This window comes from Fructobacillus sp. EFB-N1 (assembly GCF_001038455.1).
GTDB classification, from domain to species: domain Bacteria; phylum Bacillota; class Bacilli; order Lactobacillales; family Lactobacillaceae; genus Fructobacillus; species Fructobacillus cardui.
This window is the reverse complement of the sequence record NZ_LDUY01000035.1, coordinates 1-25232: the sequence shown is the minus strand read 5'-3', so window position 1 is coordinate 25232 and position 25232 is coordinate 1. Positions and strand designations below refer to the sequence as shown.

22 protein-coding genes and 1 pseudogene are annotated in these 25232 nt (G+C 46.6%); 15 read left to right on the top strand and 8 right to left on the bottom strand.

Features of this window, described 5'->3' with window-relative positions; all coding sequences use genetic code 11:
* Positions 1–179: 179 nt before the first annotated feature.
* From FEFB_RS08355 to FEFB_RS07580, 6 genes are all read left to right on the top strand, one after another.
* Entirely contained in the window at positions 180–779 is a 600-nt protein-coding gene (locus FEFB_RS08355; protein ID WP_053068992.1) for a TetR/AcrR family transcriptional regulator, read from the top strand.
* 379 nt (positions 780–1158) lie between these two features.
* A complete protein-coding gene (locus tag FEFB_RS07600) occupies positions 1159–1470 on the top strand; it encodes a PadR family transcriptional regulator (protein WP_161795116.1) in 312 nt (103 codons plus the stop codon).
* A 1-nt stretch (position 1471) separates the two neighbouring features.
* Complete coding sequence (locus FEFB_RS07595) at positions 1472–2029, top strand: DUF1700 domain-containing protein (RefSeq protein ID WP_047975644.1); 558 nt, start codon at positions 1472–1474, stop codon at positions 2027–2029.
* Positions 2030–2033: 4 nt separating this feature from the next.
* A complete protein-coding gene (locus FEFB_RS07590; RefSeq protein WP_047975643.1) occupies positions 2034–2732 on the top strand; it encodes a DUF4097 family beta strand repeat-containing protein in 699 nt (232 codons plus the stop codon).
* A 12-nt stretch (positions 2733–2744) separates the two neighbouring features.
* Positions 2745–3494, top strand: coding sequence for an ABC transporter ATP-binding protein (locus tag FEFB_RS07585; RefSeq protein WP_047975642.1), 750 nt, complete (start codon positions 2745–2747; stop codon positions 3492–3494).
* 1 nt (position 3495) lies between these two features.
* The gene (locus tag FEFB_RS07580; protein ID WP_047975641.1) at positions 3496–5472 is read left to right on the top strand and encodes an FtsX-like permease family protein; all 1977 of its coding nucleotides are present in this window, start codon (positions 3496–3498) and stop codon (positions 5470–5472) included.
* A 271-nt stretch (positions 5473–5743) separates the two neighbouring features.
* Here FEFB_RS07580 and folP read toward each other — a convergent pair whose 3' ends face one another.
* Positions 5744–6841: a dihydropteroate synthase gene (folP, locus tag FEFB_RS07575; RefSeq protein ID WP_053068991.1), complete on the bottom strand. Its 1098-nt coding sequence runs from the start codon at positions 6839–6841 to the stop codon at positions 5744–5746.
* Positions 6842–6984: 143 nt separating this feature from the next.
* Between folP and folB the strand changes: the two genes are divergently transcribed.
* The 4 genes from folB to FEFB_RS07555 all read left to right on the top strand — a co-directional run bounded on the left by folB (position 6985) and on the right by FEFB_RS07555 (position 10009).
* Entirely contained in the window at positions 6985–7365 is a 381-nt protein-coding gene (gene folB, locus FEFB_RS07570; protein ID WP_047975640.1) for a dihydroneopterin aldolase, read from the top strand.
* Entirely contained in the window at positions 7362–7853 is a 492-nt protein-coding gene (folK, locus tag FEFB_RS09060) for a 2-amino-4-hydroxy-6-hydroxymethyldihydropteridine diphosphokinase (RefSeq protein WP_053068990.1), read from the top strand. Before folB ends, folK begins: the two co-directional genes overlap by 4 nt.
* A 15-nt stretch (positions 7854–7868) precedes the next feature.
* A complete protein-coding gene (gene folE, locus FEFB_RS09055; RefSeq protein WP_047975639.1) occupies positions 7869–8435 on the top strand; it encodes a GTP cyclohydrolase I FolE in 567 nt (188 codons plus the stop codon).
* Between the two features lie 221 nt (positions 8436–8656).
* Positions 8657–10009 carry a folylpolyglutamate synthase/dihydrofolate synthase family protein gene (locus FEFB_RS07555; protein WP_047975638.1) on the top strand — a complete coding sequence of 451 codons (1353 nt, stop codon included), beginning with the start codon at positions 8657–8659 and terminating at the stop codon, positions 10007–10009.
* Between the two features lie 119 nt (positions 10010–10128).
* On the opposite strand, the gene FEFB_RS07550 is transcribed toward FEFB_RS07555, so the two are convergent.
* From FEFB_RS07550 to argF, 6 genes are all read right to left on the bottom strand, one after another.
* Positions 10129–10950, bottom strand: coding sequence for an undecaprenyl-diphosphate phosphatase (locus FEFB_RS07550; RefSeq protein WP_047975637.1), 822 nt, complete (start codon positions 10948–10950; stop codon positions 10129–10131).
* A gap of 406 nt (positions 10951–11356) precedes the next feature.
* On the bottom strand, positions 11357–12748 hold the full coding sequence (locus FEFB_RS07545) for an amino acid permease (RefSeq protein ID WP_369795918.1): 1392 nt from the start codon (positions 12746–12748) through the stop codon (positions 11357–11359).
* Between the two features lie 403 nt (positions 12749–13151).
* Positions 13152–14318 carry an acetylornithine transaminase gene (locus tag FEFB_RS07540; protein WP_047975635.1) on the bottom strand — a complete coding sequence of 389 codons (1167 nt, stop codon included), beginning with the start codon at positions 14316–14318 and terminating at the stop codon, positions 13152–13154.
* Positions 14319–14479: 161 nt separating this feature from the next.
* On the bottom strand, positions 14480–15682 hold the full coding sequence (locus tag FEFB_RS08350) for a bifunctional ornithine acetyltransferase/N-acetylglutamate synthase (RefSeq protein ID WP_053068989.1): 1203 nt from the start codon (positions 15680–15682) through the stop codon (positions 14480–14482).
* A gap of 153 nt (positions 15683–15835) precedes the next feature.
* Positions 15836–16867 carry an N-acetyl-gamma-glutamyl-phosphate reductase gene (gene argC / locus FEFB_RS07530; RefSeq protein ID WP_047975634.1) on the bottom strand — a complete coding sequence of 344 codons (1032 nt, stop codon included), beginning with the start codon at positions 16865–16867 and terminating at the stop codon, positions 15836–15838.
* A 77-nt stretch (positions 16868–16944) separates the two neighbouring features.
* Positions 16945–17982, bottom strand: coding sequence for an ornithine carbamoyltransferase (argF, locus tag FEFB_RS07525; protein ID WP_047975633.1), 1038 nt, complete (start codon positions 17980–17982; stop codon positions 16945–16947).
* Between the two features lie 594 nt (positions 17983–18576).
* Here argF and FEFB_RS07520 point away from each other — a divergent pair.
* From FEFB_RS07520 to FEFB_RS07500, 5 genes and pseudogenes are all read left to right on the top strand, one after another.
* The gene (locus FEFB_RS07520; protein ID WP_047975632.1) at positions 18577–19110 is read left to right on the top strand and encodes a hypothetical protein; all 534 of its coding nucleotides are present in this window, start codon (positions 18577–18579) and stop codon (positions 19108–19110) included.
* 394 nt (positions 19111–19504) lie between these two features.
* A pseudogene (locus FEFB_RS07515) lies at positions 19505–20676 on the top strand (hypothetical protein).
* A gap of 42 nt (positions 20677–20718) precedes the next feature.
* A complete protein-coding gene (locus tag FEFB_RS07510) occupies positions 20719–21894 on the top strand; it encodes an amidohydrolase family protein (RefSeq protein WP_047975631.1) in 1176 nt (391 codons plus the stop codon).
* 174 nt (positions 21895–22068) lie between these two features.
* Positions 22069–23256, top strand: a complete 1188-nt coding sequence (locus tag FEFB_RS07505) for an aminotransferase class I/II-fold pyridoxal phosphate-dependent enzyme (protein WP_047975630.1) — start codon at positions 22069–22071, stop codon at positions 23254–23256.
* A 93-nt stretch (positions 23257–23349) separates the two neighbouring features.
* Complete coding sequence (locus tag FEFB_RS07500) at positions 23350–24564, top strand: CdaR family transcriptional regulator (protein ID WP_047975629.1); 1215 nt, start codon at positions 23350–23352, stop codon at positions 24562–24564.
* 141 nt (positions 24565–24705) lie between these two features.
* On the opposite strand, the gene FEFB_RS07495 is transcribed toward FEFB_RS07500, so the two are convergent.
* Positions 24706–25232: IS30 family transposase (locus FEFB_RS07495; RefSeq protein WP_047974818.1), on the bottom strand; the 527-nt coding region annotated here is incomplete at its 5' end.

Below are 25232 nucleotides of genomic sequence, written 5' to 3'. Positions count from 1 at the left end.
CTTTGGGTTTTTATTTTAAATTTTCTCGTTCGAATTAATTATAGAATCTGCCAATTCTAAATATGCCATACGTGTCCTTTCACAATAAACTTTAATATTGTTAAGCTATATCAAACCTTTTATTACAAATAAAGTCAACCTATAATAAAATAAATTATCGACCAAGGAGACAAACCCCTGTGAAAAGAGAAGAATTAAAACAATTAAACCGGCAGAAAATCTTAGCTGCTGCCACTGACTTGATGACGCACCAGGGTATTCGGGCTACCAGTATGAAAGGCGTTAGCTCAAAAGCAGATATTTCGATTGTTACTATGTATAAGTATTTTCCGACAAAAGAGGAACTAACCGAGCAAGTCGTTTTGGACTTTTATAAAACCCGATTTAAGCCGATTATTGAGATGGCAGATGGTTCAGATGCCACTTTTGCCAAGGTTATTAATGCCTTTAAAAAGGAGAAGAAAGAGTGTGAACGACTTTTGGGCGAGAATATTTTTTATGAATTTCAGCGAGTGATTAAGCATTCCAAAATTGTTTACGATTACTTATACAATACCCAAATGTCTTTGATATCGACTTTGATTAAAAAGGGTCGAGCAAGTGGGGAAATCAATACGCCCGCAAGTGATGACGTGATGTTGATGGTCGCTTCGTGGGTCTTTACTTATCTGGGAAAAATGGAAGAAAATTTGAGTAAGCAAAAAATTGAAGGACTCCAATTATTTTTGCAGTATGGGGCGTTAGGCCGGCCAGAGGATCGAAAAAAGCCGTTAGGATAAGATGAAGCGATTCCATAATTTTTATTGAATGGGGATGATTAAAAATCGGAACAGAGTGGGCCCAATTTTTTTTAATGGCTTTGTATTTTTGAATAATTTGCTGAATTGGGTCTTCATCTGTATGAACATGTTTGCTAGTACTATATGTAATCAAGATAATTGTCTGTTTGATTATCATGATTGCCAGAAGTCAACACCATCACCGATGGTGCTGGCTTTTTTTGTGCTGTCATGAAGGTAATGGCTGGATGAAATAAACCTTATAAATGGTGATTTATAGCATTTTTTCTTCAAAATTGAAGAAATAAGTATTTAAAAATTGTTTCAACCTATTTGACAAACTATATTATATGACGTATAGTATTAGATGTTAAGGAGTATGATGATGAAAATAAAGATTCCGAATCTGGTTCTTGAGGCGGTTGTTTTACAGACATTGTCCGAAGAAGAACTTTACGGCTACGTAATCACAAAAAAAATACAGGAAGTCATTCCGATTTCTGATTCAACAACCTATCCCATCTTACGACGGCTCGAACAAAAAGGCTTTGTGACCACCCGGTCGGCAATCTTTGATGAACGAACCCGGAAATACTATCAGTTAACGAAAGAGGGAGAGGCACAACTGGCTGACGCGAAAAAAGAGTGGCAGACCTTTGTTGAGCAGGTGAACGGCATTTTGGGAGAGTAACATGAACTATTTAGAAAAATTAGCAGCAGCACTTAAAGGATTACCAACAAAAGAAAAAGACGATATCTTAGAGTATTATCGTGAATACCTTGAGGATGGCGGATTATCCGATGCAGAGGCGGTTGAAAGCCTAGGCACACCGGAAGAGTTAGCAACAAAAATTAAAACTGACTATTATACCGAAAATGGTGAACAAGTGCCGCCCTATGGGTCGCAGCACACAACGGCTTATCGGGTTCTGATTTTAGCTTTGATCATCATCACGTTGCCGTTAACCCTACCATTCTTTGGTGGCATCTTCTTTTCACTCTTTATGCTTATCTTCTTCTTCTCGATTTTGATGTTATTGGCCACGGCCGCGGGAGTCGCCTTCTTTATTTACGGCCTCTTCACGTTGTTCCACACTTTCTGGTCGGGACTGTTCTTTACTGGCTTGGGTATCATCTTTATCGGGCTGATGTTCTTGGTGATTCCGGGTATTATTTTTGTCACGAAAAAGGTGATTCAGGGCATTGTTGCTCTGAGTCGTTGGCTTGTACAACTTTGGGAAAGGATTTAAGATAATGAAAAAATCGTTAAAATTAGGTGTCTTTTTGATGGGCGTTGGGGTAGTGCTGTCCAGTGTTTCCTTTGTCTTAGCCAAGCCTGGAGAAATTGATTTTGCCAGGGTGCTGACGCGTGACTTATCTCACGTCAAAACGGAAACGCACGATATCAGCCCAGAAAAAAGTCAGCTGACAAATGAAAATGTTCAAGGCTTAAAAGTTGATACCAATAATTTTGACATCGTGGTTAAAAGTGGTGACAAGTACGCTGTGGAGGAGACTGACTCTTCTGAGCACGCAGTATTTGAGACCAAGGTTGAAAATCAGCAGTTAGTTGTGGTTAAGAAATCAAGAAAGGCCAATAACTTTCAAGCTGGTGACCAGCGATTAGAAATCACGGTGCCAAAGAATATCAAGCTGCAAACGTTGGACATTCAAACCAAGAATGGCGATATTAAGCTAAAAAATATCAGTACGAACCAAGTTCAATTAACCAATACCAATGGTGACATTGAATTGAAGCAAGTGACCATCGACGGTGGTGGCAATGTTACCAATGAAAATGGTGATATCGAAGTGGAACAAAGCCAGTTGCCAATCGTTGAGGCTGAAACCAAGTCTGGTTCGCTTTCAATGAAGCGGGCCTACCATGTCGGTTACGGCGATGGCGCTAATTTACATTTAATGAATCAGTCCGGCGATGTTAATCTGGACTAAAGGAGAATAACAATGGCAATACTAGAACTAACACACGTACAGAAGTCCTATCCGGACAGCCAAAACAAGCAGGTCTTGCAGGATATTTCACTGACAATTAATGAAGGGGACTATGTCGCTATCATGGGTGAGTCCGGTGCGGGTAAGACCACGCTGTTAAACATTATGGCCACCCTTGATAACCCCACCAATGGATCCATTAAGTTGAACGGGGTGGAGACCACTGATTTATCAGACGGCAAAAAGGCGGTTTTCCGACGAGAAAACCTCGGCTTTATCTTCCAGTCTTTCGATCTTTTGGACATTTTCAACAACCGCGACAATATTTATTTGCCATTGGTTTTGACCAAGGCTCCTAAGTCCCAAATGGACAGTCGCTTGAGCGAATTGGCTCCACGACTGGGGATCCAAGACCTCTTGGACAAGTATCCCAGTCAGATTTCTGGTGGACAACGGCAACGAGTGACTGCTGCTCGCGCTTTGATTACGCGCCCAGCACTGATTTTGGCCGATGAACCAACCGGGGCATTGGATTCTAAGACTGCTCAAGAAATGCTATCAATTTTCCAGGACGTGAACGCAGCGGGGCAGACCATCGTCATGGTCACTCACTCATCATTGTCCGCCTCCTATGCTAAGAAGACCCTCTTTATCAAGGATGGTCGAATTCAAACTGCCTTAGATCGGGGTGAGATGACGCAGGAGGAATACCTGTCAGCCATCTCCAACCAGCTAACGGAGTTGACGAAAGTAGGTGAATAAGATGTTGAGTCTTCGCTTTGCACTACAAACACTCAAAAAGGATTTTCGTCACTACGCCCTCTTTATTTTTGCTAATGCGTTCTTGTTGATGGTTAACGCGATGTTCTTCGCCATTCGCAATAACCATAGCATCGCTACTTCCGAATATGGCAAGATTATCAAGGCTGTGATGGTCTTAGGCTTAGTCTTGTCACTGTTGGTTGGGGTAGTCTTTATTTTCTACGCCAATTCCTTTGTCTCAGGTCGGCGGCAACGTCAAATCGGGACGCTCTCGATGTTGGGAATGTCGCGCTTTCAGGGCTTCATGGTGGTGGTCTGGCAGTCACTTGGCCTGTGGTTCATCACGACGGTCATCGGACTGGCAGCTTCATTTGGCGCCCTGTTCATTGCCTTCCCCGTGTTAAATCAGTTAGCAGGTGGTCAGCATTACCGGGTTTCCTTTGACTGGAACACGGTGGTCACTGTTGGGCTGATTTACGCAGCGTTGTTTTTCCTGATGACCCTAATTGAAGGGTTTAAAATCGGCCGGACAAGCTTGATTAATTTGACCAAGTCCGATCAAAGGGTTGCCAAAGAACCAAAAGCGAAAGCCTTCCTAGGTATCACAGGCTTCGTCATCTTAATCGCTGGTTACTGGCTGGCATTGACAACGAAGCCAAGTTTGAACGCCCTGTTCTCCTTTATCTGGGCGGTCGGCCTGGTGATTGTCGGCACTTATCTGGTGATGATTGTCGGCATTGGTTGGCTCTTAAAGCGCTTGCGCAAGAACCAAAAGTACTACTATCAGGACAAGCATTTTGTTCCTGTCTCGGGACTCTTATTCCGAGTGAAGAACAATGGGGCCGGCTTGGCCACCGTTGCCTTGCTATTCACGACCATCGTTGTGGCCTTGACGGCAGCGATTTCGATGCAGCAAGTAACCAGCAAGTTTGGCCAGTACCTGCCTTACGATACAACGATTACGAGTACCCAGGCGTTGTCACAGGACCAGTTAAATCAGGTTCAACAGAGCGCCCAACAGCACAACTTAACTTTGAGCGCTAGTCACGAACTGGAAGCAACGAGCGCCACTTTGGTGAACGTGAGTGGCCAGGGAAAGTTGAGTCGCTTTACTGGTACAGGTGACATCATGTCGACGCCAGCTTTCCGGGCCATGACGACAGCAAGTTTGCAAAAGTGGCAAGGAAAATCCGTTTCATTGGCCAGTGATGAGGTTGGTATTTATGCCGCCCGCCAGAACAAGGTGCCAACACAACTACAAATTGGTGGTAAGACCTATAAGGTGAAGACTATCGGTCAACTTACCTCACCTGATTCAACTGCACCATCCGGTCCAAGCTATTATTACTTGGTCGTGAACCAGCAAAGCCAGTTAGATGCCTTCTTGAAGGATATCCAAGTACCGGCGACCGCTGATGAACAAGTAGGGGCCTCTGCGATGCCAGATGCGGTTAACTATATTTATGCCTACGATGTTAAAGGGACTAAAAACAACGAAATTTCCTTTAGCAAAGACTTGACTAAGATTTTCCAACAGACGGGTGGCCAGGTCATGGACCGAGCCGACGCTGTGCAAAGCATCGAAACTGTCTTTGGTAGTTTGGTCTTCGTTGGAGTCTTAACGGCTGTTGTGTTAACCTTTACCACGGTCTTGATTGTTTACTACAAGCAAGTCGCCGAAGGAATGGTTGACCGGCAAAACTTTAAGAAGATGCAACGAATTGGCCTGAGCCTGGCGGAAACCAAGCAAATGATTAACCGCCAAATCCGCTTGCTCTTCGGTTTGCCACTCTTGTTACTGGTGTTGAACGCCTTCTTTGCCTTCCCAATCTTGAAGACGGTCTTCAAGACTTTGGGCCTCTTTGATCCAACAATTTTTATTTCAGTGATGGTCACGGTCACAGTGATTGTGATTCTGATTTACCTGGTGATTTACTGGCTAACATCCAAGCGTTACCAACAAATTGTTAACCAATAAAAGAATGGTCTGGACTCTGGAAAATCAGCTTCTATGACTTCAAAATAAAGACGAACCCTGCTGCAATGGCGGTCTGGTTCGTCTTTTTCTGTGCACAAAAAATAGACAGCCACTTTGGTGACTGTCTATTGGCTTTGGCTTACAGAGTTCTGTGACCGCGTTGACGTGGATATGACCACGTTAGCGACTGTCTATTTACTGTGGCTTACAAGATTCTATGATTGCATTAACGCAGATGTTGCTACGTCGGTGGCTGTCGTTTTGCCCTAGTTTACAAAGCCAAAGTATTGAAAATATCCATCATCAAGCGCGTTTCTTCGATGTTGTGGACACGAATCAACCGACCACCGTTCATGACCATGTTGTATTCGACCAACAAAGATGAGATGAGGCGGTCATCGATCTCGCGGTCGAAGAGCGTGCCCATAAAGCTCTTGTTGGAAACGCCGACCAAGATTGGCAGACGGCAGTCAGCCATGGCCCGAATAGCCTTAATCTTAGTAACGTCTTCGGCAGCAATTTCTTCCTTGGTGATACCTTCGTAACGGGAAGTAAAGCCGACTCCTGGATCCAAGATGATGTTTTCGTCCTTCAAGCCACGAGCTTTCAGTTCGCTGACCTGGTCATCGAGGTAGTCAAGCAAGGATTGGTGGACATTGTCGGTTGGCTTGTTACGGTTGTTGTAGGTTGTGATTACAGGTGCCTGGTAGCGTTCAACCAAGTCGAGCATTTCTGGCGTGTCAAAGCCGGAGATACTATTAATCACTTGAACACCGTGGTCCAAGGCTCGTTCGATAGTAATCGGGTTGTTGGAGTCAACTGACAGGATAATGCCGGGGAAAGCCTTTCTGATTTCCTTCAAGTAGGGTTCCATTCGGCTGAATTCCTCATCGGCACTCATGTCACCGGCCTTGGGGTTGGTGGACTTACCACCGATGTCAAAGAAGGAAATGCCCATGGCAATTTGCTCTTCGATACGACCGAGGTATTCCTTTAAGTTGTGGTCTTTGCCATCGTAAAAGGATTCGGGTGACAAGTTCATGATGGAGTGAATCATGGGCTTATCGGTAATATCAAAGGACCGGTTACCGGCCGCAAAAAAGATTTGGCTGTCTTTGTAGATGGCCTCGAGTTCGTCCGTGGCGATGATTGCGTTTTGCTTGAAGTCGGCGATCACTGTTTCCAGGTCGCGGTGGGTGATTTGGAGTAGGTCCTGATTTTCCTGAGTGGTAAAGCGTTGGTTGTGCTGGGCAAAATAGTTGGCCAGGCCGCTTTTTTGGTCCGCGGTTAAATCAGTGAAGGCAATCGTCATCTGACTGCCGGCAATTAATGGGTTGAAAGTTGCTTGATCAATGTGCTTGATGGACATTGCTAGTCTCCTCGTTCTTTCGGTCATTAAGGGGCACTTTTAAGGTATAATGGTAAGTAATTCGTTAAAACCCTATCAATTAATCATATCATCATTTTTATGATAAGAAATAGGGTTTTCTGTTTACATTATGAGGTCGTGTCATGTTGACAATTAAGTTAAATAATATGAAGTTTCATTCCTATATCGGAGTTTACGCCGAGGAAAAGAAAATCGGGCAAAACATCGAAATTGATTTGGCCTGTCAAATGCAGTCGGACCAGTCGCGTTACACGGATGACCTGACGGATACGGTCAGCTATGGGGCTATCTATCGGATCATCGAAAAGACCGTTGCCGACAGTAAGGTTGACCTCGTTGAACGCTTGGGCCAACAAATCTTTGATGATATTCGGGCCGTCTACGATGCCGAAATCGTGGCCATGTCGCTGAATATTCGCAAATTAGCCGTGCCGGTCAATGGCATTTTCGATAGTGTGGAAATTACATTGACGGATACTGGCAAGCGGGGTGTCGACCAATGATCACTTATTTAAGTATTGGTAGTAACCTGAACGACCGGTTGGCAGCCATCAATGCTGCTTTGCAGGTGTTGGCTGGTGATGACCAAATCACGGTGGACCAGGTGTCACGAATTTACGAGACGAGTCCAGTTGGTGGTGTCAAGCAAGACGACTTTTACAATATCGCCGCCAAGGTGGAAACAACCTATTCGGCCCACGACCTCTTAGATAAGATTCATCAAATTGAGGCCGATTTGCACCGTGTTCGTGAGATTCACTGGGGTCCGCGAACCATTGACTTAGACATTCTTTTCTACGGGGATGACCAAATCGATGATGAGGTGCTGCAGGTCCCACATCCGGAACTTTACCGGCGGAAGTTTGTCTTAGTGCCGCTGTTAGACCTCTTTGATGTTGACGAGCCCGCTTACCAAAAGTTTCAGGAAGCCAGTCAGGCTTTGCCGGCCGGCCAGGCGGTCCGAGTTGTTGCTGAAAAATTAGAATATTAATTAATGGAAAAGACCATGGATAGTAAAAATCAAAAAATTATTGAAGATGCAGTGCGGACCATTTTGACGGCGGTCGGCGAAGATGTGAACCGAGAGGGCTTGTTGGAAACGCCAGAGCGGGTAGCTAAGATGTATGCCGAAGTCTTTGGCGCGGTCAATACTGATTTCACCAACTTTACCGTCTTTGACTCAACAGAAGACGATGTTGACCAGGAAGTCATCACGGTCAAGAAGATTCCTTTCTACTCAATGTGTGAGCACCACCTCTTGCCATTCTTTGGCGAGGTTTCGTTGGCCTATATCCCGAATGACGGGAAGATTGTCGGCTTGAGTAAAGTGCCCCGGTTGATTGGCCACGTTGCTAAGAAGCCCAATGTTCAGGAACGCTTAACCTCTGAGGTTGCCCAGAAGTTAGACGAGCTAATCCACCCTAAGGGGATTGCCATCGTTGTCCGTGCCCGTCACATGTGCATGGAAATGCGTGGGGTGCGCAGTGTCGGCAACATCACGGAAACGACCTACTATATGGGTGAGTTCAAGGGTGATTTGGCCAAGCAAAGTCTCTTTTTGCAACAGGCATAAGTGTCGCTGAAAAAAACAGAATTGGGCTGTCGGCTGCGGTTGCAATCCAGCTAGATAAGTTGATGACTGGTGCTGATTCGGTTGACCAACAGCGTGAGCAGTTTGTAGTTCGTCCAGTCAGTTGAGCAGCAGCGCAAGCAGTTTGTAGGTCGTCCAGTCAGTTGAGTAGCAGCGCAAGCGGTTTGCAGTTCGTCTAGCCAGTGAAAACACAGGAGGTCACGGTGAAAAGCATAGATAAAGACCAAACTTATCAACAGGCGTTGGCCATCCTGGAGAGCATTCCGGCCGGGATGAAGTACAAGGAAGAAATTGACCGAGTGGCTTTCTTGCGCCAAATTATTGGTTGGTTAGGCTTTGACCGCCTTTCAAGCAAGGTTATTCGCTTGGCCGGCACGAACGGTAAGGGTTCGACCGGAAAGATGGTGACAAACTTCTTGGTGGCCAGTGGGCTGACCGTTGCCGGTTTTAACAGTCCGCACCTGTTTGAAATTCGAGAAGAGATTACCTGGAATGGGGATGCAATTGCGGAGGCTGATTTTGCCCAAGCCTTCTTTGATTTGTTGGCCGTCTTGGACAATCACGGAGTGAACTTGCTGACTGAAATTTCTAGTTTTGAGGCGTCCTTCTTAACGGCCATGGCCTTTTACATTCGCCAGAACCCAGACTACCTGGTCTTGGAGGCCGGCCTTGGCGGCGAGTTGGATGCAACCAATGAGATTCCTCGCTCAGACTACACGATTTTGACTCGGATTGGCATGGACCATATGCGGATTTTGGGCGATAATTTAACCACCATCGCCCAAACCAAGGTGCGGATGGTCCGCGAGGGTGAAACCATTATTTCCTATGCGTCACAACGGCCGGAGGTCGATGAGGTAGTGACAGAAATTGCCCAAGAGCGGGGCAATCGGGTCTTTTCAGCCACCATGGTCGAACTTAACCAGGTGGCAGAAAGCGGCACAAAGCGAACGGTCGCCGTCACGGTTGGTGGTCAGGAAATTAAGGACATCCACCTGGGCTTACAGGGGTCTTACCAATTGGGTAACTTACAGACGGCTATTGCCACCTGGCAGGTCCTGTCCCAAATCGATGGTGTCAGTCAAATCCCATTGGCCGCCTTAAAATCAGGGATTGCCACGGCCCACATGCCCGGACGCTTTGAATATTTGCAAGAAGAACCCCGGCCGGTGATTGTCGATGGGGCTCATAACGTTGATGGGATTAACGCCCTGATTGAAACCGTGCAGGGCTCGTTTGCTAACCGGCGCAAGGTCCTGATTGTCGGTTTTTTGGCGGATAAGGATACGCTAACTTGCGTTCAAGACCTGTGTGCCTTGAACGATACGACTTTCATCGTGACCACGCCGGATAACCAAGACCGACAGTTAGCCGCTGAGGACCTGTACCAAGAATTTTTGAAGTTTACCGATGCAAAGCGGGTGTTGACGATTGTCAATCCGGCTCAGGCAACCCAATATGCGCTGGAACACTTTGACCAGGAGAACGATGTTATCTTGGCGACGGGTTCCTTTTACCTCGTTAAAGAGGTTATTAAGGCCGTTCACAACCAATAAATTAGTCAAAAAACCAGCAATTGCTGGTTTTTTTGTATTTGAAAGGCCGGCGGCTAAGCTGATTTTCTATAAATTTTGGGCATAAAAAAAGCCCCCAAGCGGGGACTTTCAAGATCAAATTACATAAACATCACGGCGAAGACAATCAAACCAATGATGATTCGGTACCAACCAAAGGCCTTGAAATCGTGTGTTTGCACGAACTTCAACAACCACTTGATGGCAACGACGGCAACGATGAAAGAAACGAAAGTTCCAGTTGCTAAAACGGCCCATTGTTCGCCCGTGAAGGTGTTGCCCTTCAAGAGGTAAGAACCAACCTTGAGGATGGTAACCCCAACCATAGTTGGGATAGCCAGGAAGAAACTAAATTCAGTGGCCACGTAACGGCTGGCACCCAAGATGATGGCACCCAAGATGGTTGCCCCTGAACGACTTGTACCAGGCACGATTGACAAAGCCTGGTACAAACCAATAAAGAAGGCTGTGCTGTAACCAATGTTTGCTAAGCTGCTAATCTTAGGGGCCTTGTTCTTGTAGATGTTTTCAATCACGATGAACAAGATACCATAGACAATCAGAGCAGTCGCCACCACGGCTGGCTTGTGCAAGTGCTCATCCATGAAATCATTCAATGGCAAGCCAATAATGATTGATGGAAGGCAGGCGATAATGACCTTGAACCAGAGGACCCAAGTGTCTTGGCGCTCTCGCACTGTCTTCTTGGCGCTAAATGGGTTCAGCTTGCTGAAGTACAAAATCACAACAGCCATGATGGCGCCGAATTGAATTACATATTCAAACATGTTTTCAAAATCTTTACCTTGGCTGATTTGGACGAATTGGCTCACCAAATCAATGTGGCCAGTCGAACTGACTGGCAAGAACTCTGTTAATCCTTCGACAATACCAATAATAATGGCTTTAAAAATGTCAAGCATAATCTCTCCTAGTATTTCTGGAATGCAAAACGCAACCGAATACCCATAGGCATTCGGTTACGGTTTGTAATAATAAACAAGAGCCGCCCGTTTCTTGAAAAAGAAGGGCCAGGCGACATCTGGCGGTGCTTTAGCCTTAGATAGGTTAGAATTCATCGTCAAAATCAGTTTACCACAAAGCCTCTTACTGAAACCTGAGTTTTGGATAAATTTAAACAGTTTTTATCAAATCAGCAGATTAACAATCTCGGAGTGTAGAATCGGTTTGAATTAACGGCAAGAGCAGGGGATTGGTACCCGTTTTTGGCAAGAGAAAGGACCCTATATAAATAGAAGGAAGCTGATTTAAACGAACAAAAAAAGTGCCCGTGTGAATCCGGACACTTGATTAACTAAACACAGTGAATTAAATTGTTGCCATTTCTTGGTTGCGGAAGCATAAGTAGCAGTAGCCACCGAAGACGATAACCCAAATGATAGCCCCGGTAGCGGGGATAACGTCGTTTGGATTAGCGAAAAGTGACAAGAAGACGAGGACAAAGGCCCCGATGGTGATTGGACTCGTGTAACGATACCAAGGCATCTTGAAGCCATCCGGCATGAATTCCGGTGAAACGCGGAAGCGTCGGTGAGCAACCATCGTCATCAAGTAAACCACCAAGTAAAGGTCACTGGTACCACCAGTAACGAACTGGAAGGCATCGTTGATGGATGGGATGGAAGCAATCACAGGTGCGAAGAGCAAAAGTGCACCGGAGAAGAGAATGGCAGGTGCTGGAATACCAGCCTTAGCAATCTTAGCCAATGGCTTCCAATCTAGTTCGCGAGAAAGCTGGTAGAGGTGTCGACCACTTGAGAAGAGAACACTGTTCAAAGCTGAGGAAGCAGAAGTCAAAACCACGAAGTTAATCACGGCTGCGGCTGCTGGAAAACCAGCCAACTTGAAGACTTGAACGAATGGACTGTTACCGGCAGTGATGCTCGTCCATGGCATGATGGACATGATGATGATCAAGGCACCGATGTAGAACAACAAGACCCGGTAAACCGTTTCATTAATGGCCTTCTTCAAAACCTTACGAGGGTTCTTGGTTTCACCAATGGTGATGCCAACGAATTCCATCCCGGCCATCGCGAAGAAGACCATTGGGATGGAGCCAAGGAAGGCTTGGAAACCATTAGGGAAGAGGCTAAAGTTAGGGAAAATGTTCAAAAAGCTAGCCTCGGCCCCACCAGGACTCTTAAAACCGGTCATGACCATGAAGATTCCGGTTACAATCAAGGAAATGATGGCGATGATTTTGATCATCGCGAACCAGAATTCCGTTTCACCGAAGGCCCTGGCTGCTAAGATGTTTAGCAAAACCAAGACGGCGAGGAAAGAGATTTCAATTGCAGCCGTGTTCCAGGTTGGAAACCAGAACTTGACGTAGGTTGCAATGGCCGTCAATTCAGACATGCCGGCGAAAATTAGTGCCAGCCAATAAGTCAAACCGGCAAAGACTCCGGGACCCTTGCCCAAATACTTAGAAATAAAACCAACGAAGGTGTGTTGGTCGGGTTGTGAGTAAAGCATTTCACCGATGGCGCGCATCATGAAGAAAAAGAGCGTACCCAATACGGCGTAGAGAAGTAAAATCGTGGGGCCTGATTTTGAAATCGTTGAGCCCGCACCTAAGAAAAGTCCGGTTCCAATGGTACCACCGATGGCAATCATTTGCACGTGACGGTTGCTCAAGGAGCGCTTGGTCCCGTCTTGGTTCACCTCGGTCTCCTGAATAGGTTGTGCCATAAGCATCCTCCTTCTACTTTGAATCTTAGATTCAAACGAACAATTATCATCAATTCCTAATATAAGTCTGTTTTTCGTTGCGATTTCGTCTATAATAGAATGAAAAAATTATGCGAAAAGAATTTTTGTTAGGAAATATGACATTTGCTCTGGGGTTAGATAGGAGGAAGCGTTATGAAAAAGGTGAAAATTTGGCGTTTTGGGGATTTTTATGAAAAGGAAAATGATTCTAAAAAAATTTCGTCAAAAAAATAAAACAATGGGGAATTTTATCTTGTTAAAAAAATAACTTGACGTTTTTTGACGAAATAGTTTGAGTTCAGATGAGCTAATCAAATCTTTGCGGACGAAAATTTTAAACCTTAAATCCATCAGAAAATTGCCAAAAAATAAAAAATGACCACGAAGGTCATTTAACGGCAGCGGCTTGGTCAGCATTACTCAGTTGTTGAATGATTTGGCTGATTTGATCGATGGCTTGGGCTAAATCGTCTTGATCTACAATCAATGGTGGCAAAAGACGCAACGTGTTGCCACGGGCAGAGAGGGTTAAGATGCCTTCCTTTTGGAGGGCCTGAATGACTTGGCCAACGGGCAGGGAATCAGCCAAATGGATACCAACCATTAAGCCGCCACCACTGATACCAGTGACGACTTCTAGCGGGCTGAGCTTTTGTTCCAGTTGGTCAAAGAGCCAGTCACCCTTTGCTTGGACTGTGGCTAGGAATTCTGGGTTCAGCTGCTTCAGGACTTCTTTCGCGGCGGACATTACGACCTTGTTGCCACCAAAGGTCGTGCCGTGGTCGCCGGGTTGGAAGTGCTTGGCAACACTTTCCTTGGCGAGGAGGGCCCCAACCGGCAGACCATTAGCCAATCCTTTGGCAACTGTAATCATGTCTGGTTCCAAACCGTAGTGTTCAAAGGCAAAACGGTGGCCAGTCCGACCCATGCCGCTTTGGACTTCGTCAATAATCAACAGGGTACCGGTTGCATGACACTTGTCTTGCACTTGATGGAGCCAGTCTGCCTGCCCAACATTAATCCCACCTTCACCTTGAATGACTTCGAGAATCACGGCAGCGGTGTCTTCGGTAATGGCATCTAGGGCAGCTGGATCGTTAAAGGGTACCATCTTGACTGCTGGCATTAACGGCGCAAATCCTTCTTGGATGTGGGGATAACCGGTCACAGACAGCGACCCGGTGGTGCGGCCATGGAAACCATAGTCAAAGGCAACGAGTTCGTGCTTGCCAGTCGCCTTGTGGGCTAATTTAATCGCAGCCTCGTTGGCCTCGGTCCCAGAGTTACAGAAGAAGGCCTGGTAACTGGCTGGGCAAAGGTCTTCTGCGACTTCTTCTGCTAACTGGTTTTGGTATAAGTTGGTAATATGCCAGACCTTTTCCACTTGCTTAGCCACGGCCTGCTTAATTTGCTGGTTGCTGTAGCCAAAGTTGCAGACACCGATACCGGCAGTCAGGTCGAGGTATTCCTTACCTTGGTCGTCGATGAGATAAGCATCGTGTCCATCTACGATATCAAAAGGGAATTGGTCGTAAGTATGCATAGTCGTTGTCATGGTAAAGCCTCCTGTTGGTTATACTGGTCTGTTTTAGGATGGAAAAATCAGGGACTTGTTCGTCGTTTTCCACCGCTAGGTGGTCAAGAAGGCGCACTTAAAAAAGCTTGGGCTTGCAGTCCCCAAAAAAGCGAGATAAAATTGTCGATTTTTTGTCCGTATCATAGTTCTAACTTTGTTCCTTGGCCAAGGTGATTGGTGATGGTGATTTTGTGGACACCATGGTGCAGGGCGGAAAATGCGGCCTGGAGCTTGGGCACCATGCCAGCGGTAATCAACTCCTGGTCAATCAGTTGGTTGGCTTTGAGCGGGTTAAGGGCCGTGACGACCTCTTCATTGACGAGGACCCCGGGGACATCGGTTAAGAGGATCAATTGGTCGGCTGATGCCATGGTAGCCAGTGCCTGAGCTGCTGAGTCGGCATTCACATTCAGTGGACCATTTGGGCCAATAGCGAGTGAGTTGACCAATAAGACGGGGTTTTGCCCGTTGCCAGCTTGGCTGACCTCTGCCAACACCGCTTCATCGATGCCCGTGACCTCACCGACCTCGCCATACGCATCCTGATCAAGGTAGTCGGCGGTGAAGAGGGGACCGGCTTCCTGGTTCACGGCCAGGGCCGGAATGCCCGCCTGGGCCGCACTTTGGTCAAGCAGTGCGTTTTCCGCTTGGCCATTAGCAAGGACAAGGACCATGTCGTTGGTGGACATGCAGCCATCGACCGTGATTTGGTTGAAGGAAGATTGAATCAAATCAGACAGAAGGCCTTGGAGGGCTTCACCCGTGATGTTGGCATCCGTGGTAACAAAGCCTAAGGTAGTACCCATGTTGGGGTGAATCATACCAGAACCCTTGGCAATTCCTGTAATGTTCACGGGTTGGCCAGCAATCATGACGGAAACCGTTGTTTTCTTTTCACAGGAATCGGTTGTCAAAATGGCGTGGGCAATGTCTGATTCGGGGGCCAAACCTAATTGGTCCAGGCCGTTTTCAATTTTGTTCATTTCCAGTTGTTTACCAATGACACCGGTAGAGGCAACGGCCACGAGGTCGGGGTCGATAGCTAATTTATTAGCAGACAATTGGTGGGTTTCATCTGCGTGGTCCAGGCCTTCCTGTCCAGTGAAGGAGTTCGCATTACCAGAGTTAATCACGATGGCTTGGAGTTCGTGGTTTTGGTTAATCAGGTTTTTGGTGAACTGCACCGGAGCCGCTTGGAATTGGTTTTTGGTATAAACGCCAGCGGCTACGGCTGGAACGTCTGAAACAATCCAGGCCATGTCGAGTTGCTGGTCTTCTTTAAAGCCCGCATGGGCCGTGCCCGTTTGGAAACCTTTGGGCCAGGTAAAGTCAATTTCTTGCATAAGAAGTTCTCCTTTTCTTCTATATAAAAGGGGGGGTTGTTTGTGCTGGTTTTGGTCTAGGTGCTGGCAAGATTGGTGGGATGATGAAAGGGTCTAAGTGACCTCTTTGTGGTTTAGCAGAAGTTTTATTTGGCTTCATGCTGCCCCAAATTCTTAAAAGGCCAATGCCGTTAATTCCAGTCCAGAAGTTACTGGGTAGTTTAGTAACTGGTTCATGTTTTGGATGGCTTGACCGGCTGCGCCCTTGAGCATGTTGTCAATGACGGCGTCGATGGTTAGGTAACCAGTAACGGGGTTAAAGGTCAGGCCAATCTTGCAGTTGTTGGTTCCGATGACCGACTTGATGTCGGGCAGGTAATCGTCGCAAATTTGGACGAATGGATCCTCGTCGTAGAGGTCATGGTAGTAGTTGAGGATGGCCATCTCGTCAATATCAGGCTTAACCTTAGCATAAATCGTGGCCATGATCCCGCGGTCGATTGGTACCAGGGTGGTCATGAATTGCAGGTGTTGCACCTTGGGGTTCCACTTGCTGAGCTCGGCCAAGATTTCTGGAATATGCTTGTGCTGGTTCGCCTTGTAAATTTGCAGGTTTTCGTTCGACCGGCTAAAGTGTGATGACGAGCTCAGTGACTTGCCGGCACCGGACAATCCTGATTTGGCATCCACAACGATTGAGTCGGGTTCAATCAAATCGCCCATGACAGCGGGGGCTAGTCCCAAGAGGGTTGCCGTTGCGTAGCAGCCAGGGTTGGCGATGTATGAGGCACCCGGATTTTCGTAGATGTCGGCCAGGCCGTAGTATGCGTTTTGCAAATCAGTTTCCTTGGCTGGGCTGAGATGATACCACTTCTCATATTCGGCTGGGTCCTTCAGGCGAAAATCGCCGGAAAGATCAATCACGGGGAAGTGGGCCTTCAAGAAAGGTTCGGCCAAGTTGATGGCCACTCCGGCCGGCGTCGCTAGGAAAATCAGGTCGTTGTTGGCCATGATTTCTTGGCTATCGTATGGATAGGCGAGCTGGGGATGAGGAAGGTTCAAACGGGGGTTGAGGTCGACAAGGGGGATGGCATCGTCTAAATCGTGTTGGTAGACGTTGATGGTTTCGACTTCGGGGTGTTCTTGTAAGAGGGCGTAAAGTTGCATGCCGGCATAACCGGTCACGCCTGTAATCGCGGCATTCATAGCAAGCTTCCTTTCTGTGTTAGTAGGTAGGGATTCAGGCCGCGTGGGTCATTTTCCCGCTTAGCCAATCAATGGCTTTAAATTTTTGGAATAAATTGGGTGCCAAGGGTGGCGGCCATCATGGCCTTGATACCATGTTTGCGGTTTTCGGCTTCATCGAACTGGCGGCCGTATTCACTTTGGAAGACCTCGTCGGTGATTTCCATTTCCTTGAGACCGTACTTGACGTAAACTTCCTTACCAACTTCGGTACGAAGGTCGTGGAAGGCAGGCAAGCAGTGGAGGACAATCAATTGACCGTCATCGAGGTGGCCGGTCATGGCCAAGGCGTTCATGTTGACCTGGTAGGGAAGGAGTAGGTTAATTCGTTCCTTCCAGTTATCCTCACCCATGGAAACCCAAACGTCGGTGGTGACAACGTTGGCATCCTGTAGGCCGGTGGCCAAATCAGAAGTGATGGTGATTTCGGCGCTGGTTTCCTTGGCATAGCCCTGGGCAATTTCTAAGACTTCAGCAGCCGGTTGCAATGATTCCGGACTAACAATGGCAACGTTAACGCCGACCATCGCACAGCCAACTAGCAGCGAGTGGGCAACGTTGTTGCGACCATCACCGAGGTAGGCAACCTTTAAGCCGGCCAAGTGACCGAAGTTTTCCTTGATGGTCATCAAGTCGGGGATGGTTTGCGTTGGGTGCCAGTCATCTGTGAGGCCGTTCCAAACGGGAACACCGGAGTACTTAGCTAAAGCTTCGACGCTTGATTGGCGGAAGCCACGGAATTCAATGGCGTCGTACATGGAACCCAAAACCTTAGCGGTATCTTCAATCGATTCCTTGTGGAATAAGTGGATTTCATCCTTGCCCAAGAAAACGGGATGGGCACCAAGTTCGTTGGCGGCTGTGGTAAAGGCTGATAGGGTTCGCGTTGAATTCTTTTCAAAAATTAAGGCGATGTTCTTGTCGGCCAACAGCTTGGTGTGAATGTTTTGCTTGGCCAGTCCCTTAAGGTGCAAACCGTAGTCGACCAAGTAGTTTAGTTCGTTGACTGATAAATCAGTCTCCTTCAAAATGCTCTTACCGTAAAATTGGTTTTGAAAAAATGTTGTGGTTGTCATAATCTGTTCTCCTCTAGCCGATAAATCAAATAAAAAACGCCCTCTGACAGAAAATCATTCTGTCAGAGGGCGTTTTTGCGCGGTACCACCTCAGTTCCTAGAAGGTTTGCACACTCCTAGCTTAGCAAGTCAAAAAAGACTTTGGCGGTAACGGGCCATTGACCGATTCTTTCTACTCATTTCGAAAGATAACTCACGGGCACGATTTAGTTGGTTTGTTTGGCCGGTTCTCACGAATTAACATCCAGCTTTTCTGTGAAAACAAAGTCAACTAAAATTTCCGATCATCGTTTTTTGATTAACATTGGCTGTTTGCCAACTTGTTGACAACAGCATAATGAATATTTTCTCGCCTGTCAAGGATTAATTAGAGAAAAGTGAGAAAAGTGTGAGCCTTTTCTTGGTTAAAATTCATCTATAAAATCAGTCTGGGCGCGACTTTGGCGGATCTTTTGTTGCCGATAAAAAATATTTAAGATTCTGCTGATTTTTCAAGGGAAAATTTTGGTAAAACTGAGAAAGGACCAGAAATTTTACAATTATTGCGGTAAGATGGGGGAAAAGAGCTTGCAGAAAACGAGAAGGAGATACGTCATGACAGAACAACTTGACCAATATATGCAATTGCTGAAATTATCCTATTCGGATGCCGTGGCGGAACTTTTGCAAAAGTATGGTCCAGCCAAGGACAGTTACTTTGCTGAAGATAACTACCAGGCTTTTTTGGCTGGTGAAACGTATTCTTTGCCAAAGAATCCAGCGATTGACCGGACGGCAGAGGGCCTTTATTGCCACCATATCGATGAAAGTCGGTACCTGAATCTGGCCGATCCGGCTATGATTAAGGTTCAGCAGTACCCCTATGCTAGTCAACAAAAGACCCGATTGGTGTACTGTAACTTAATCGAGCATGCCATCTTGCATGCTTTGATTGCCATTGCAAGCAAGCAAGAGTTTGGCTATGCTGAATTAGAGAAAGAACTCAAGCCACAAATTGAAAAGTGGTATATTGAGGGTGAACAGCCAACTAGTCCGGCGGAGGCGGTGGCGTGCTACAAGGCGGCCTATCTTTCAGCAGATGAAACCTTTAAGCTGATGATTTTTATCAAAGAATTAGTGAAGGCATAGGCGGGGGGCGGTCTAGCGATTGCCCGTCCCGAGCTTTGTCGACCGTGCGCTAGCAAAATACCAAAACAACAAATTATTGAGCAGCGCTCTTCCAAATCAACTAAAAGTTGATGAGGAGGGGCGCTTTTTTACGTCTTTGTAACAAAAACAAGACGAAAAAAAGCCCAGAGAAGGTCAAAGAGAAAGGGTTTTCAATCCCCCATTTAGCAATTGTTTGGAATGAATCTTCATCCGGGTGCTGATTTTAGTCAAAGATTACATGCTGATTTCTTTTGGTCATTGTTCACGAGGATCTACTGCACTTTTTGTTCATTTGTTCAAATTATTATTTTTTGGAAGTCTCTATACTTGGGACCAAGCAATACAAATTCACGCAAGAAATGAGGTGATTCATATGCAGACTGTCATTGCTCTTAGCGTCATCATGCTCTTCCTCTTCATTGGGGAGTGGGTGTCGACGCTAAGTAAGGCCTATATTCCATCGGTCTTTGTCACAGCCGTGCTGTTTTTAATTGGTTATTGGACGATTGTTCCAAAGAACGTGACCACTACCGCGACCTTTACGCCAGCATTTACGACCATGATTCAGGCGGCCTTGCTGGTTCACATGGGAACGCTGATGGACTTTAAGACTTTGCTTCACCAGTGGCGCGCCGTCGTGATTGCCCTGTGTGGTGTCGCCGGTACGGCCCTGTTGGCCATGGGTGGTGGCTTGTTCTCTTCAACTGGCAGACGGTCATTGCCAGTGTGCCACCGTTGACCGGTGGTATCGTGGCCGCCTTCTTGATGAGTAACGGGCTAAAGGCGGCCCATATCACGGCTTTGATTTCCTTCCCAGTTTCGATGTTCGTTGTTCACAGCATCATCGGTTATCCATTAACCGCCTTTCTGTTGAAGAAAGAGGGCAAACGCCTGCTCACGAATTACCATCGTGGTGAATTCAAGGAGATCGTCGAACTTGAACAACCAGAGGAAAGTAAGCCAAAGTTTGTTGATCGACTACCCAAGATTTATCAAACATCGGCCTTTCAAATCTTTACGGTCATGGCTCTTGCCGGCCTGGCCCTTGGTTTGGGAACGTTGTTGAAAAACACCATTAACCCTTATATCATTTGCTTAGTCTTTGGGGTTATCGGTCATCAGGCTGGTTTGCTCCCTAGCCATGTTTTGGAAAAGGCCGGTGTCTTTAACTGGCTGATGTATGGTCTGCTTTCCTACATCTTCTCGTTCTTGGCAACCGTCACGCCACAGAACTTGGTCAACATTTTGATCCCAATCGTGACGATGATTCTACTAGGAATCTTGGGCATGTTCATCGTTTCCTTCCTCTTGGCTAAGCCGCTAGGTTTCTCACGGGAAATGGCCTTTGCCAGTGCCCTAACCGCACTCTTTGGTTTCCCAGCTGACTACATTGTGACGCATGAGTCAGCCAAGAACCTAGCTCAAACGCCGGAGGAAGAAAGCTACATTTTAGCGAACACGTTGCCGAAGATGTTGGTCGGTGGGTTTGCGACAGTCTCCGTTGCCTCCGTTATTATCGCTTCGATTTTCTTGAAGTTGTTGTAATTATTTAGTCGCTGTTTTAAACAAAAGAAAGGATAAATTCTTATGAGTACGGTATTTACAAATGCAAACATTTTCGATGGTATCAAAGATGAAATCGCCAAGGACGCTTGGTTCTTGGTCGATGACGACGGCAAAATCAGTGAAACGGGCACTGGCGCGGCGCCAACTGCCAGCGAAACAGTTGATTTGAATGGTCAATACGTGATGCCCGGCTTGATTAATGCCCATACCCATGTATCCTTGGACCCCAACACCCATGATGGAGATGGGTTCGCTGATATCGTGACCGTCACGGTTCGCTCGGTTGAACATTTGCGCCAGCTGTTGAAATCAGGTGTGACCTATGTCCGCGGTTGTGGTAGTAGCTACGGGGTTGATCGAACTTTGGCTAAATTGCAACGAGAAGGAAAGTTGGAAAAAGTACCACAAATCATGCCTTCCGGTGCACCAATGACCATGTCCGGTGGCCACGGGATTTTATTCCACGGCGGTAATGTCACGGATTCCCCTGACGAAATGCGCAAGCAAGTTCGCGAAAACTTTGCCGACGGCGCCCAGTGTACCAAGGTCATGGCAACCGGTGGTGTCATGTCAATCAACGATAACATGGTCCAACCACAGTTGAAGATTCCTGAAATCGCGGTCGCCGTTGAAGAAACTCACAGCAAGGGCAGTATCGTAGCCGCCCATGCGGAAGCAAATCCAGGAATCATGAATGCCTTGAAGGCCAAGGTTGATTCAATTGAGCACGGTGACTATCTGACGGATGAAGAGATTCAGATGATGGTTGACCAGGGGACTTATCTGACACCAACGTTGTTGGTTGTCCAAAGCATGGTCGACCACAGTGATGAGCTGCCCGATTGGGAAGCTCAAAAGAACGCGGAGGTCAAAGAAGCTGGCTTCCGCAATTTCCGCAAGGCTTACAAGGCGGGCGTTAAGCTTACCTTGGGAACTGATGCTGGCTGCCCCTTTACTAATTTTGATGAAACGCCAAAGGAATTTGAAATCATGGTCGACCAACTCGGCATGACGAATTTTGACGCTTTGTCGAGTTCACATAACTCAGCTACCTTGATGAAGCTCGGAGAATATGGTGAATTGGCTGCCGGTAAGTACGCTGACTTCTTGGTTCTGAAGGACAACCCATTGGCAGACGTCAAGGCTGTTCAACAAGAAGACAAGCAAGTTTACCAAGCTGGTCAGCGCCAATTTTAATTAGATAATCAACTTCGTTGGCTACTTTTCAACTGTTAGGGGCGTTGTGTTTCGTTGCGATTGATGAAAAAGAACGGAACCTAACGGACGGAAGCAGACAACGAATTGGATTGATGTAATTAAAAAAGAGTGTTGACGGGTTATGAATCGAATGAAAAGAATCGAGGTGTGAAAATGAACCAAAACAGTATTATTCGCGATGCGATTTTGTCGATGCCACCAGAGGGCATTTCAACCTTTAGTAAGCAAATTGAAGACATTCCGGGCATCATTAAGTTGACCGTCGGGGAACCGGATTTCAATACCCCCGACCATATTAAATCAGCTGGGATTTGGGCTATTCAAGAAAACGACACCCACTACACGGATCCGCTGGGGACCTTGGCGGTCCGCCAGGCTGCGGCCGATTTCGTAGCAAAAAAGTATGGGATTTTCTACGATGCGAAAACGGAAGTTGTCACAACGATTGGCGTGAGTGAGGCCATCTTGGATGTTTTCTTGGCACTGCTTGAACCGGGCGATGAGGTCTTCTTGCCTTCACCGGTTTTCCCAGTCTACCAAGGGGCGATTAGTATCGCCGGCGGAAAGGTTGACTATATTAACCTGGCCAACGACAACTTTAAGTTGACTCCTGAGCGTCTCCGTCAGGAGGCTCAGGAAAACCCAAGGGCAAAGACGATTTTGTTGACGACGCCTAGTAACCCAACCGGCGTTAGTTATGAAGACGATGAGTTGGAGGCTTTGGCGGCCGTTGCCCGCGAGTTTGATTTGACGGTGATTAGCGATGAAATCTATGCGGAAATCACTTATGACAAGGTGCATAGTTCGATTGCAAAGTTTATTCCGGAACGGACGATTGTCTTTAATGGCTTGTCCAAGTCGCATGCGATGACCGGCTGGCGGTTTGGAGTCGTTTTCGCCCCCGAATCTTTGATGGAAGGCATCGCCAAGGTCCACGTCTTTAATAGCTACGATGTGTCTTCGATTGTGCAAAAAGCAGCGATTGAGGCCTTCACGGTGGGAATTAATGATATCGATCCAATGAAAAAAGTTTACAAGGAACGGCGGGACTTGGTGCTGGCCGCCCTTGAAAAAGTTGGCATTGAGGCGGTCACTCCTGAGGGCGCCTTCTATATCTTTGCCAAAATTCCGGTAAACTACGAAAGTAGCCTGGAATTCTGCACGGCTTTGGCGGAGCAGGGCCGGGTTGGCGTGGTGCCGGGGGATGCTTTTGGCCCCGGTGGCGAAGGTTATTTCCGGATTAGTTATGCCACGAGTACGGCTAACTTAGAAATGGCAATGGACCGCTTGACTGATTTTTTAGTGACAGATGACCTTGCATTAAAGTCACAAGAGGCTTAAGATATGTGAAACAAATCGAAGGGAAGAGGGTCGAGAAAAAAAGATGTTGGGATAAGTAAGTGAAGATTCTTTTGAGTGGACCCGAGAATCACTATGCTGCATAAAGTTGAAAATGCCATTTTGGCGGAAGAAAACGAGCAACTATCGGCGATTATGGATCAAAATTTGGCCATTTCGAAGTACATTCTTGCCAAACAGCCAGATGATCAGATTCTAAATCAGATCACAGCGATGCTCGGCGTCGATGCCTATATCATCGACTCCTTTGGCCGGCTGAAAGCCAAGAATAGTACGGCTGATATTGACGAAGAATTGCTTGCTTACACTAGCAAAGATCTTGATTTAATCAACATGGAAGAGCCTCAAATGCTCTTCGATCGTTACACCATCTACCCCCTTAAGACCATCGATAAGCTGACGCGCCGGTTCGTCATTTTTGCGGCGATTCCTGCTAAAAAATCAGCGGAGGACTTGCTGATTTCAAACATGGTTAATCTGCTTAGTCTCGAAAGTTTGCAGGTCCACATCAACGTCAAAAATGAACGCCAACGCAAGAGCGAGGTCTTTGAAACAATCATCGCCCAACCGATTGCCAAGGAATCGTTTGCCGGCATCCTCAAGTTAAATGGTTTAAATATTGATGACCAGTACCAGGCCTTTGCGGTTGATGAGGCGCGGTCACAAAATACCGGAAACCACCAATTTGTTATGCACCGGGTTGCGGATTATATTTATTGGTATTTCAATAAAATCAAGCAGCCAGTCATTTTGATGAATTGGAATTTCAAAATTTTCGCTTTGGTGAAGGAAACACCTGATTTGCCGGATATCTTACCGGATTTGGAAAAATTCCTGCTTCCTCATTTCCCCAATGAGCGCAATCTAATCGGCTATACGATGTACCAAAAATCGTTGATCAACTTCCAACAATTGCTCGACGAAGCCGACAAGGCCCTTGATACGGCTAAAAATCGCCAGTTGCAAAGGCCGCACCAGTACAACCCCCAACAAGTTACGGACGTCTTACGACTGGTTCCCAAAAAAGAAGCGACCATCTTTATCGATGCGGTCCTCCAACCGCTCTTCGAGCTCAAGGTCGCTGACCAAGAACAGTACCTTTCCCTTTTAATGACCTTCTTTTCTTCCAACGAATCCATTGCCAAAGCGGCTGAAGCGCTCTTCATCCACCGTAACACGGCCTTTTACCGCCTACAAAAAATTGAAAAAATCCTCGACATGGACCTCAATAATGCAGACGACAATGAAAAGATTCGCTTGGCTATTCAGCTGTATGAAATTTGGTATTAGGGTGGTTTCTAATCACCGCCCAATCAACCAATTTTAATCATCAATCAGCTCAAACAAGATAAAACAAAACCCCTTCAAACTCGGTGCAGTGTGGACTGCGAGATGAGTGTGAGGGGTTTTTTGGTTTGGCAGATTACAAGTTTAATTCGAACAACCCCGAAAAACTTCTAGTGGCGTCTGGTAGTTATGTAACTTCATGGGTCGATTGTTGATCAACTCAATTGCCTCATAAAGTCGCTGCTCATCAACATCTCGAAAGTTAGACTTCTTCGGAAAGAAGTATCGTAATTTACGGTTGAATAGTTCATTACTGGCTCGTTCCCATGGGGAGTACGCATGGCAGAAATATACCGATATCTTGTACGTATCTCTTAACTCACGATATCCTGAGAACTCTTTTCCATGATCAACAGTGATACTTTTTACAGTGCTGCCAAACGAGTTCATGAAACGTTGAAAGGCAGTTGCCATGGCCTCCTTAGTTCGATTGTGTACCTTGATTGCCCAATAGACACGACTTTGGCGCTCTAAAAAGGTAACCACACATGTTCGATCTTGACCTCGACTAGAGAGAACAGTATCAACTTCCCAGTGCCCAAATTCTTTCCGTTCATTCACTTTTTCAGGACGTTTTTCAATGGTTTGTTCTACTTTGAAAGTTCCACGTG